Genomic DNA, 10,734 nt, shown 5'->3' with positions numbered 1-10,734 from the left:
GAGCAGCTGCAGCGCGGCGAGGTTGGCGTTGATCCGTGCCTTGCGGCCGGCGGGACCGAAATCGTCTTGGCTTTGGGGGCGAAAACGCTCTAGCTCAGCGCGTCCGGCTCGGTGAAGGCCATCTCCCTCAGCACTTCGCCCTCCACCGAGTGCCGCACGTTGTTCAAGCTCCCGAGGTTGTCCAGGAAGCTCTCGCTCTGCCCCGCCCCGCTCGTCCGCTCCAGGGTGGAGCAGCGCAGGTCGATCTCCGCCGCGATCTGTTTCCCCAGGTCCGTGAAGAACCGTGTCGGATCCTCGAGTTGGGCGTACTCCGCCGCCCGGTGCACTCTCCAGTGATCCTGCGCCCGTGCTCCGTACTGGTTCATCGTCACGGCCTCCATTGTGGCCAAACAGGTCGGGCTGGTCGCTCATGGCGTCTCCCCCGTATGCGGCGGAAGTTCGGCGTGGCCGAGTTCCTGGGATCCGGTGCTGTGCCTTTGGGGGGTGCAGGCGTTGAACGGGCCGATTGGGCTGGTCAGGACGGACAGGTGCGGGTCGAGGTGGTCGCGCAAGAAAACGCTGAGCCAGGTCGCCGACTCCTCGGCCGACAGTTCGCGGAACGCCAGGTACAGCGCCATGAACCGCTCCACCGCGTCGATGTGCTCCCACCACTGCCGGCACCAGCGGATCCCGCCGCCCTCGCCGGTGGTGGTCGTCTTGCGGGTCAGTGGCGCGATGTGGGTGTCGACCCACGCGTACACCTCGGCGAGCTGGGGGAAGTCGTCGGCGGGCGGCGGGGGTGTCTGGCCGCCGGGGAGGGCGGGCGTGGCCAGCCCCAGGGTGGCCAGCACCGCGGCGTTGTCGGCGGGCCTGGTGTCCAGGTGGGCTTGACGTTGTTGCAGCGCGACGGCCATCGCGTCGGTGCTTTCCGCGGCGGTCATCGAGACCTCGGTGAGCACGGCCTCGAGTTCGTCCAGCCCGCGACCGGTGGCCTCGGACTTGTCGGCGGTGACGCGGACTTGCTCGGTGAGGAAGAACTGGTCGCGTTCCACCGCCTCAAGGCGCCGTTGCATGGCGTCCTGGGCGCCCGCGACCGCGGCGAGCTGTGCGGCCAGCTGCTCCAGCGTGATCGGCGCGCTCATCGCAGACCACCCGCCATGGCGGCGTGCTCGGCGCGCAGCGCGGCCGCGACCGGGTTGTCCGGGCCCAGCTGCTCGACCGCCGCGTTCTGGATCAGCGCGGCGGCTTCCTTGGCGTAGTGGGAGATCTCCTGCTTGGTGCGGTTGTCCTCGGCGTACCAGGGCCGCAGAGTGAGCATCGCCGGACGGCGACCTGAGGTGAACAGCAGCGCGTTGGTGCGGTTGAGCGCGGCGATGTCCGCGGCGGTGAGGATCCGCTCCGTGCGCAGGCTGCGTGAGGTCGAGGTGCCGCCCGCCGAGTGGCTGGTGGAGGTCTCCTCGATCTTGTGGTCGCCGACGAGGCGGGACAGGTCCTCGCAGAAGTCCGGGTCCGCGACGCCCGCCCCGATCGTTTTGATGGTCGCCGCCGACCACAGCGCGTCGAAGCCGTCCTTGCCCCAGACCGCCCGGCCCTGCTCTCGCGACTGCAGGATCGTGGTGACCATGATCCCCATCGACCCGAACCACGAGTACCACGAAGGCAGCTGATCCAGGCCGCGCACGATGTTGGCCGCCTCGTCCAAGGGCACGGTCAGCGGCGGGTCCAGCCGCCCGCCACGGGCACTGGCGGCCCGCGTGGCGACCTCGAACAGCTCGCCGACGATGGCCGCCACGATCGGGCGGGCACTGCCCGCGCCCTCACGGCACAGCAGGTACAGCGTCGGATGCCGGGTCGCGGCTGGGTCGGGAATCAGAGTCCACAGGTCCAGCCGCGGGATCGAGGCCAGGTCGGCGGGCGGTTGCTTCCACGTGTGCGGTGGCGTGATCCAGCGCAGCACCCGTTCCGATTGCAGGCACGCCAGGGCGGTAGCGACACCCTGGTAGATGCCGCCCCGGGTCTCCCAGGGCAGTTCGGTGGTCGAGCGCAGCGCGACCGCCTGCTCGCCGTAGCCGACTGACTCCAGGTGTGCCGCGGGTTCATCTGACCGGGTGGCGACCCAGGACACGACGTCGCGGAAGGTCAGCTTCGCGCACGCCGCCGCGAGCACGAGCTGCTGCAGCAGCGCCGCCGACGCCGGGGTGAAGAACGGATCGGCGCGTTCGGTGCGGCCGACACCTCCGCCGACCTCGGACATGAAGTAGGCGGCCAACCGCGCGGAGGACTCGTAGTCGGTGACCGAGGCGAGCAGGTCGATCCACCAGGCCTGCGGCTGGAAGGTGATTCCGGAGGGGTCGAACAGGTAGACCGGGCCGACCTTGGCGCGCAGGCCCGCGGTCAGTGACCACACGTCGCTTTTGTTGCTGGTGGCGATGACCGCGCCGGGCGCGGTGAGGATCTCCGGGACGACGCGCGCCGAGGTCTTGTTCGATCGTGGCCCGCAGATGACGAGTTCGACGTCCTCGGGGGACTTGAACACCGTCGCCCCGCCGACATCGCCCAGCGTCGCGCCGATCTCGCGGGCTGCGAGCGTTTTTGGCTTCTGCTGCGCGAGGGAGGGCCGCAGTCCCTGTGCCCGGATCGCCATCGCCTCGTGCTGCAGCTCGGCGAACTCACGCGGCGAGGTCATCGCGCGCAGGCCGTCCTTGGGCCGGCGCCGGGTGGTGACGAACACCGCCACGGTCACGCCGGTGCCGAGCAGCATGATCGCCTGTCCGATCAGGACGGTGAAGAACAGCGGCCGGGAGCCGTCGGGGCCGATCAGCCCGGCTACACCGTCGCGCTTGAGAGCGGTGGCCATGTCCCCGAAGTCAGGCACCGAGGACGAGTCGCCGACAGCCAGCTGCGCGGCCACCCATACCATCGACAGGACGAGGAAGAACAACCCGACCGCGCCAGAGACCAGCCACGGAGCCACGGGCATGGCTCCGCCGGCGTGGCGGCGGCCGTTCGGGTTGCTCATGCCACTGCCCCGCCAGCGGTCTGGAACGCCGAGTCGGTGTTGTAGAGCGCGAGTTCGTTGGGGGTCAGCCGCATCCGTACCGGCAGTCCGGCGCGCTCGCCGGACTTGACCAGGTACAGGCCCCGGCCTGGATGGCGATGGCCGGGCACCCAGGTGCCTGCGGACTGCCAGCCCGCCAGCATCTGCGCTTCGCGGTGGGACAGGTGCACCGCGAGCGAGCCAAGCTCACTAGCCGGTAGGCCGCCGTAGATGTGGACGCCGCAGCGCGCGGCGATGCCACGGGCCTTCGCCACGTCCTCCGCGGTGGGCAGGGCCCGCAGATCGTCCATCGAGTGCGACAGGAACAGGCTCGCGACGCCCTTGTGCCGGTTGAGCCGGGTCATTCGGTCGCTGCGCTCGACCATGCCCGGTCCGGCGCGCAGGGCTCGCCACGCCTCGTCCTGGATCCACAGGATCGGCCGTCCCGCGCCCGCCTGGCGGGCCTCGATCATGCCGCTGCCCCACGCCCAGGAGCACAGCATCGCGGCGGCGACGATCTGGTCGGTCTCCTCGTCCAGCACCGACAGGTCCAGGCTGATCGCGGGAGAGTCGGCGTCCAGGCGGGCTGTGGTGCGCCGGTCGAACAACCCGCGCAGCGGCCCGTCGACGAGCAGGTCGAGCGCGGACAAGACCTCGCGCATCAACTCGAAGTAGCGATCGAGGTCGCCGCCGACCCGTGCGGCGTTGAGCATCGGCTCGGGCGGGTGGTCGAGGACCTCACGGACCTCGGGGATGGTGGGCTGGCCGTCGGCGCAGGCGTCGGTGGCGAGGTCGAGTGCGCGGCTGATGAGGTTGCGCTCGGTCGGTGTGGGCGGTCGATCCAGCTCCAGCAGCAGCAGCCCTTCCAACAGCGCGGTCTGCCGGGCCCGGATGTTCTCGCGCAGTGCGTCGCGTTCGCGGCCGCTGATCGTCGTGGCCAGCAGGTGCCGCAGCGGGCCGGGGTCGAGCGGGTTGATCGCGTCGTGGCCGCGGCCGAGCTTGATGACGGTGCCGCCGAGGCTCCGGATCAAAGGGGAGTACTCCCCTTTGATGTCGGCCGGGACGAACGTCAGCCAACCGAACGCCGACAGCCCGAGACCGAGCCGTTTGGCGAACGCGCTTTTGCCGACGCCCGGTTGCGCCTGCACCCACACGCCGGTGTTGGTGATGAGGCCCTCGCGCAGCCACTCCCCTGGATGCAGGCCCACTGGTTCGTGGGTGTGCAGGTCGTGGCCGATCGGGACGCCGCGCACGCGGGCGCCGGAGCCGCCGACGAACGGGAAGAGCCCGGCGAGTTGTGTGGTGGTGCCCTGCCACAGGGTCGCACTGCCGACGTGGTGGTCACGGCCACCGCCCGGCACCGGCCAGCCGCGCGCCGGCGGCACCGGCATCGCCCGCAGGTCGGCGAGCGGATCGGATGGCGCCGCCGCGCGTTGCGCCGCGGCGTCGGCCACGGATCGTGCGATCTCGCGGGCCGGGTCGGGCGCGTGTGTGGTGCGGCGTCGGAACAATCGGAGCGTCATGAGTGTCGTCCCCCCGGTTGACACAAGGTGTTGCGGTGATCCGCGCCAGGTCCCCCCGGACGGCGCGAGCGGACGCGGCTAGCCGCTGGTCATCGCATCGAGCCCCCACACGGCGGCGATGTCGCGGGCGATGACGGTGTTGGCGATGGCGGCGTCGGCCGGGCGACGGCCCAGGCCGCAGCCGCCGGCGATCGCGGTGACGGGCCCGCCGAGCAAAGCCTCGACGAGGCCCAGCGCGAGTTCGGACCGCGCGCGGTGCCGTTCGGCGACCACGCCCGCGATCAGCCGGACGTCGCGGTGCAACCGGCGCAGCGGCCGATAGAACTCGACATCGAGTGACGGCGCGTCGTCACCGGTGGCCATCGGAATGTGGATCAGCGGCACCGTCTCATCGAGGCGGTCGCACAGGTCGGCCAGCGCGTTGGCGAACAGCACCGCCGGGGTGAGATCGCGGGGCTGGAACAAGGGCTGGTGGTCCAGGTCGCCGTAGCACAGGTGCACCACCCACCGGACGGAGTGCGGTGCCCCGATCAGCAGATCGACGACCTGTCGCGCGAGCCTGCGTGCCAGCGCAGGCCGCGCCCAGGCGGGCGCGCGGTGCAGCAGCGTGAGGATCGCCGGGGACTCCAGTTGCACTTCGAAGTCGCCACCCCACTGGTAGACGCACGCGGAGACCTCTCGCGCCACCACTTCCTGGAACACGCTCATCCAGCGCAGCACCGCAGCGGGGTTGCCCAGTGTGAACAGCGCGAGGTCCAGTGCGTGCGGGACACCGACTTGCTGGGGCGGCAGCAAGTCACGCGGATACTCGAACCGCAGCTGCTCCCGCACGGCCATCGCCTCGGCCAGCGCGCGCTCCCGGCCCAGGACGAGCTCGTCCGGATCGAGCTCGAACCCGCGCCGCACCCGGTAGTAGCGCGGGTCGCTGTAGTCGCTGTAGTCGCCGTGACGCCGCACCTGCAGGCACCGTGCGGCGGTCAGGCCGAGCACGTAGTCACGGATCCAGTTCGGGCCCGGTTCCCAGACCAGCGCTCGCAGCCCGGCCGCGCCGACGGTGTCCAGCTGCCAGCGCAACGCGGTCGTGGGATCCGCGCACAGCGGCTCAGGCAGCGACCCGACCAGATGAACCCGGCGCGCCGGGACGGATGTCGGTGGCCTGCTGGTTGCGGTCATGGTGGTGTCCCCCTGAAAGTGATGCGCGAGTGCGCGGCAGAACGCGAGAACGGCGGCGATCGGGCCGGGGCAGGCGGTGGTGGTTCATCGCGCCCACCTGCCGCGCCGCGCGAGTTCGGTTGGATAGACCCCGCACCCGAGTGAGGCCGCGAACGCCACGTGCTGCCACCCCCACGCCCTGCGCAGTCGCAGCTTCGCGTTGCGCGCGCGGGACTCGAGGTCGGCGATCGCGTCGGGTAGCTCTCGTGGATCGGTGACCGTGGTGGTCACGTACATGGCCCACAAGCCGACGCCGGCGCCGTGGGCCTCTTCCTCGGTGGCCTGGATCGCGCGCTGTTCGTCGGCGCGGTCGCGGGCGGTCTCGTCGACGCCGCGGCGGCGGCGCAGCTGGCGCCGGAAGCCCGCGCCGGAGGCCTCTTTCGTGACGACTTCGGCGGCGGCGTCGGCGGGGTAGGGCTGGTAGGTGATGGCGACGCGCCGGTGGTAGCGGCCGGGTGTGACCAGTGGCGCGAGCACGGTCGAGGTGACCTGCTGGTTGGGCAGGTCGGCCATTGCCCACGACACCGACCAGCCGGACCCGTGCCAGTAGTGGTCGTGCAGCGATTCGCTTTCCATCGGGCCGGCGTCGGCCCAGGCGAGCAGGTGGTCGGTCTCGGCGAGGCGGGCGAGCTCGCCGCGGGAGTCCGGGTCGTAGGCGCTGCGCAGCCAGCGGGTCCAGTGCCCGGCGGTGGCTCGGCCGAGCGTGGCGACCCCGCACAACGGCAGGTCACCCTCTACTCCGGACAGAGCGCGGCTGACTTCCGCGACGCGTTCGGCGTCGTCGCGGGGCTGGGGCCGGGCCCGCATGGGCGAGAAGGTGAAGTTCACGCGCACGCTGATGTCGGCGGTGGCTCCCCGGTGCGCGTCGGCGATCTCGGCCATCGTGGCGCGCGCGATCGCCGGTGCGCTGGGGTCGAGCTTGTCGGCCACGTAGTCGGCCAGCTCGGTGCCGGAGGAAGGCGCGGATTCCACCACGATCGCGACCCAATCGATCGTGGGTTCGAAGCCGAGCGATGCCTTCCAGGAGGCGAAGTTCCCGATCCACAGGTCGGTGCGCTCCTGGTCGGCCAGTACCGTGCCGATCGGCGCCACCCGCACACTGGCGGTCAACCGGCCGGTGCGGCGATCCCACAGCACGCCGAACGGCTGGCCCAGTCCGTCGCGTGTGGACAAGGGCATGATCGGCGCGAGCACGCCGGGCAGCTCGTGGCGCCGGGGATGCTTGGTGAGGACCCCGCTCTCCCAGGTGTTCCAGCCTTTGCGGCGTGCGGTGTAGGTGCGGGCGGTGATGACCAGGGCACCGCCGAGCGAGGTGCCGTGACCGCGATGCGGGATCAGGGTGAGGGCCGCGCCGACAAGCGCGGCCGCCACCGTGATCGGGAGCACCAGCAGCGGAAGCCGGAACGTCGCGATCGCGACCCAGCACCCCAGTGGAACGAGGACGCAGGCCGCGACGACGGCGGTCTGCGTCTCGCTCAACCGGCCGACGCCGAATCCGCGTCGCGGCCGCCAGCCTCCGTAGGTTCTGATCTGCGTCATCAGTTCGAGTCCCCTGACGTGTTGGAGCCACTGGTCATCGCGTTCGACACCGCGCCCGTGGCGGCGCCGCCGGTGTCCTTCGTGGCCTCTGCGGCCAGGACCGCCGCGCCTGCCGGAGTCGCTCCGGCCGCGGCGGCTCCCGCACCTGCCGAGCCCGCTGTGGCGGAGCCGCTGGCTCCCCCGGTGGCGGCGGTTCCCCCGGCTGAGCCGGTGCCGGCTGCCGACGTGACCTCGCTGCCAGTCGGGCCGCTGGTGCCCGCGTTGCCCTGGTTGGCGCTGTACACGCTGGGCTCGCTCGGCGCACCGGTCTGGCCTTGGGGGTTCGGTGCGGGACCTGAGGAGCCGTCGCCCTGGTGGGCGGACTGCACCGAGGGCGGCGCGCCGCTGTTGCTACCTGTGCTGCTGGCCGGGCCGTTCTGATCCATGTAGCGGGTCATCGCGTTGCCGCCGGAGCCGAGGCCTTGTGCGAGCTGGGACATACCGCCGGCCATCGCCGCGCCGACGCCGCTGCCGGAGCTGCCGCCGGAGACCAACGACATGCCGCCCCAGGCGAAGAACCGGTACATCGCGGGCATCGCGACGGTGGCGAGTCCCACCGTGGCCACTCCGGTGAACGCCGTGCCCAGGGACTGACCGTCGCTGGTGAGCTTGAAGCCCACCGCGTAGATGACCGAGCCGACCGGCTGGTAGCAGACGATCACCAAGCACCACGAGATCGTTTTGGGCAGCCAGGGTTTGGTGGATTCGGTGAGCTGCCCGGCGGCCGCCGTGGGCAGCAGCGACAGAAGGATCACCAGGGCGCCCATCTTGATGTAGCCGAGCACCCACTGGATCAAGCCGAGTACCCACAACAGGCCTGCGACGAAGAAGATCGTCCACGGCCCGCTGGTCGGGTTGGCCATCATGTAGGCAGTCATCGCCCCGGCGAGTTTCTCGGGGAAGCCGTCCAAACTGGACTTCAGCACCTGCGTCGACAGCACCACACCGCACTGGTAGAGCAGCAGCGCGATAGTCGTTCCGAGCGAGGACCAGCCCAGGAACTTCAACAAGCCCATGGCGGTGGTCACCAGCGGATCGGCTTTGCGTTTGATCATCATCTGGACGCCCTGCCACATGACTCCGCCGGTCAGCAGGACCAGGCCGACGAACAGCAGCAGGCCGCGGATCTCGTTGATCGCGGGCTCCTGCAACATTGACGAGCGGTCCTCGTCGGTCCACCAGGTCAGGGCGTAGGCCAAGGTCTCCACCGCGCTGGCCGCGAGATTGTTGACCTGCTCGGTGAACCAGTCGCCGACCGCGCCGCCGAGGTTGCAGCCGATGTCGAGGGCGCCGCACTCGTCGGCGGCCTGCGCGAGTACCGCGGTCGTCATGACACCGCCCCCGGGATCGCGCCCAACGACGCAAATCCCGTGGTGCTGGACGCCGCGTGCGCGCGTCGGCGAGGGAGCTGGACCTTCCAGTCGCCGCTGTTCCAGCGCAGTACGACGGTCAGCTGCGCGTACTGGCCAGAAGCCGTGGCCTGCGCAGTCGCGGCGAGCAGTTCAATCTCCACCAGGTCGCCGGCCGGATCCCCGGCGCTGACCCTCGACCACCACTGGGTCGGGCGAACCTCGGCCGGGCGGGCGGTCGTCGACTCCCCCGCGAGCTCGGCGACCGCGGCACGCGAGTCCCCGACGGTCTGTTCGGCGAACGTCGGGTTGAACACCGCCGGGCCTGCCGCTGCCGACAGCCGCATGGATAAGTTGATCGCGGCGAACACCGCGCCTTGCTCGTCGTGGGAGAAGCCCTTGGCACGTCCAGCATTGGTGTAACGGGGGCCGTGGCAGGCCGAGCGCGGCACCTTGGTCAGATCGGGCGCGGTGAACCACACGATCGCACAACGGTCCACTGAGGACTGTGCGGTGGACGGCGGTGGTGGTGCCGGGTCCGCTGGACCTGGCGACGCGGCATGTGGCTTGTCCTGGAGCAGCCACACACCGCCGACGGTCGTGAGCACCAGCAGCACCGCGAGCACAAGCCATCGTGCGCGAGGCCGGAGAGGGCGAGACTCGGTGATCATTGCGATGAAACGAAGAACGAGACCAGGGACGCCGAACCGAGGATCAACGCGATGCCGCCGATGATCCACGGGATGCTGATGGCGCCTTCGATGGCCATGTTGTTCCTGTTGCGACGGCCGATCGCCATCATGATCCCGGCAGCGACGCCCGCGAGGACCGCGCCGAACAGGCCACCCCACTTGATCCAGGACAACAGCGTCTCCGCACCGCGCTTCAGCGGTCCCGGTGGTGCTGACGGCGCTGGATCGAGGCCGTCGAGCACATCGGCGGGCTGCTGGGCCAGAAGATCGAGTGTCTGTGCGAACAAATGCAAGGTCGACATGTGACGTTCCCCCCGGAACCTCGCTGCGGGCCCCACGATCAGCCAAATCGGCCAAGGGGCATTGCGTCGTGGTGAGCGCCGTTGGCCGACGCGTGCGGGGGCGGCGGACCGGCCCGAATCGCCGGATGCCCACCAGCCAGGCCGAGTTGGTGCGCGGGGAACTGGTGCCGCATCCCAGGCGACATCTGTGCCGACTGGGGCACCGCTGGTGTCGGTGGCGGCGTGGAAGTGGCGGGACCGCCGAGATACATCTCTTTGATCGCCTGAGGAATCGCGACGAGCGCGTCCACGATGTCCTTGTGCGACAAAGCGGCATCGCCAGGTGGCTGCTGCATGAGGAGCCACTCCGGCTTGTGCCGGATATGCAACGTCGTCGTGAGATGAGGCTGGACGGTGATCAAGTCGGCTTTCAGCGTGCGCACAGCACCCGCGACCGTGTGCATGACGACCAGCACCGGTGGTGGCTGGTGGTAGCCGTTGCGGTCGGCGAGCTGCTGCATTGTTCTGAGCGTCGAGCCGATCCGGCTGGTCGAAGCTGCGGTGTTGGAACTGACCAAGACGTCGACGCGGCCGTTGGTGTAGGCGGCGACGCGCCCGTTGACGTAGATCGGGACGCGCCCGTTGGTGTAGTGGCCGTGGTCTTTGATGTCGATGCCGAAGGCGCCACCGTGCGCGGCGAGCCAGAGCCGTACCCAGGTCGAGGTGCCTACGCCACCGGCCACGCCGGCGACCACCAGCGGATCGAAAACTGACTGCCCATCCGTCACCGTGCCCCCCGACACCGGTTGCCCGACGCCGTCATCGGCGTCGAGGTCACCGCCGCCCGGATGGGCCAGATACGACGGACTTCGTGTTGTGCTGCCGCGTCTGCGGCGGCGGCCCTGTTCTATGGCCGCGCGGCTGCGTTGTCGCGCGAGCTCGCGGACCCTGGGCGGAACCGGACTAGGTGCGCAACCGCGAACCCAACCCAGTCCCGCCCAGGGCGTCGCCTCCCGATCACGGGAACGCCGCGTTCGAAGGAGTCTTCAACTACTCGTGAACCGCCTCAGCCCCCCGCCCAGG

10 protein-coding genes are annotated in these 10,734 nt (G+C 70.4%); all 10 read right to left on the bottom strand.

Features of this window, described 5'->3' with window-relative positions; all coding sequences use genetic code 11:
- Nucleotides 1-89 precede the first annotated feature (89 nt).
- Complete coding sequence (locus ACIRG5_RS45495; protein ID WP_402917185.1) at nt 90-371, bottom strand: hypothetical protein; 282 nt, start codon at nt 369-371, stop codon at nt 90-92.
- Between the two features lie 36 nt (nt 372-407).
- Nucleotides 408-1,121 (bottom strand): DUF4913 domain-containing protein, encoded by a 714-nt coding sequence (locus ACIRG5_RS45490; RefSeq protein WP_402917183.1) that lies wholly within the window; start codon nt 1,119-1,121, stop codon nt 408-410.
- Nucleotides 1,118-2,998 carry a type IV secretory system conjugative DNA transfer family protein gene (locus tag ACIRG5_RS45485; RefSeq protein ID WP_402917181.1) on the bottom strand — a complete coding sequence of 627 codons (1,881 nt, stop codon included), beginning with the start codon at nt 2,996-2,998 and terminating at the stop codon, nt 1,118-1,120. The genes ACIRG5_RS45490 and ACIRG5_RS45485 overlap by 4 nt, the downstream gene beginning before the upstream one ends.
- Complete coding sequence (locus tag ACIRG5_RS45480; protein ID WP_402917179.1) at nt 2,995-4,539, bottom strand: hypothetical protein; 1,545 nt, start codon at nt 4,537-4,539, stop codon at nt 2,995-2,997. Before ACIRG5_RS45480 ends, ACIRG5_RS45485 begins: the two co-directional genes overlap by 4 nt.
- 78 nt (nt 4,540-4,617) lie before the next feature.
- Nucleotides 4,618-5,712 (bottom strand): hypothetical protein, encoded by a 1,095-nt coding sequence (locus tag ACIRG5_RS45475; protein ID WP_402917177.1) that lies wholly within the window; start codon nt 5,710-5,712, stop codon nt 4,618-4,620.
- Between the two features lie 84 nt (nt 5,713-5,796).
- On the bottom strand, nt 5,797-7,290 hold the full coding sequence (locus ACIRG5_RS45470; protein ID WP_402917175.1) for an SCO6880 family protein: 1,494 nt from the start codon (nt 7,288-7,290) through the stop codon (nt 5,797-5,799).
- The gene (locus ACIRG5_RS45465; protein ID WP_402917173.1) at nt 7,290-8,660 is read right to left on the bottom strand and encodes a hypothetical protein; all 1,371 of its coding nucleotides are present in this window, start codon (nt 8,658-8,660) and stop codon (nt 7,290-7,292) included. Before ACIRG5_RS45465 ends, ACIRG5_RS45470 begins: the two co-directional genes overlap by 1 nt.
- Nucleotides 8,657-9,304: a hypothetical protein gene (locus tag ACIRG5_RS45460; protein WP_402917171.1), complete on the bottom strand. Its 648-nt coding sequence runs from the start codon at nt 9,302-9,304 to the stop codon at nt 8,657-8,659. Before ACIRG5_RS45460 ends, ACIRG5_RS45465 begins: the two co-directional genes overlap by 4 nt.
- Nucleotides 9,305-9,345: 41 nt before the next feature.
- Nucleotides 9,346-9,672, bottom strand: a complete 327-nt coding sequence (locus ACIRG5_RS45455) for a hypothetical protein (protein ID WP_402917169.1) — start codon at nt 9,670-9,672, stop codon at nt 9,346-9,348.
- Between the two features lie 38 nt (nt 9,673-9,710).
- Nucleotides 9,711-10,406: a hypothetical protein gene (locus tag ACIRG5_RS45450; protein WP_402917168.1), complete on the bottom strand. Its 696-nt coding sequence runs from the start codon at nt 10,404-10,406 to the stop codon at nt 9,711-9,713.
- Nucleotides 10,407-10,734 lie beyond the last annotated feature (328 nt).

Origin of the sequence: Lentzea sp. NPDC102401 (assembly GCF_044765805.1) — a bacterium.
GTDB classification, from domain to species: domain Bacteria; phylum Actinomycetota; class Actinomycetes; order Mycobacteriales; family Pseudonocardiaceae; genus Lentzea; species Lentzea sokolovensis.
This window is presented reverse-complemented; position numbering and strand designations above follow the sequence as displayed.

What these genes read in the sequence shown, in the direction of transcription:
- ACIRG5_RS45490 (WP_402917183.1), bottom strand. Translation starts at nt 1,121, where the DNA reads ATGAGCGCGCCGATCACGCTGGAGCAGCTGGCCGCACAGCTCGCCGCG.
- ACIRG5_RS45485 (WP_402917181.1), bottom strand. Translation starts at nt 2,998, where the DNA reads ATGAGCAACCCGAACGGCCGCCGCCACGCCGGCGGAGCCATGCCCGTG.
- ACIRG5_RS45480 (WP_402917179.1), bottom strand. Translation starts at nt 4,539, where the DNA reads ATGACGCTCCGATTGTTCCGACGCCGCACCACACACGCGCCCGACCCG.
- ACIRG5_RS45475 (WP_402917177.1), bottom strand. Translation starts at nt 5,712, where the DNA reads ATGACCGCAACCAGCAGGCCACCGACATCCGTCCCGGCGCGCCGGGTT.
- ACIRG5_RS45470 (WP_402917175.1), bottom strand. Translation starts at nt 7,290, where the DNA reads ATGACGCAGATCAGAACCTACGGAGGCTGGCGGCCGCGACGCGGATTC.
- ACIRG5_RS45465 (WP_402917173.1), bottom strand. Translation starts at nt 8,660, where the DNA reads ATGACGACCGCGGTACTCGCGCAGGCCGCCGACGAGTGCGGCGCCCTC.
- ACIRG5_RS45455 (WP_402917169.1), bottom strand. Translation starts at nt 9,672, where the DNA reads ATGTCGACCTTGCATTTGTTCGCACAGACACTCGATCTTCTGGCCCAG.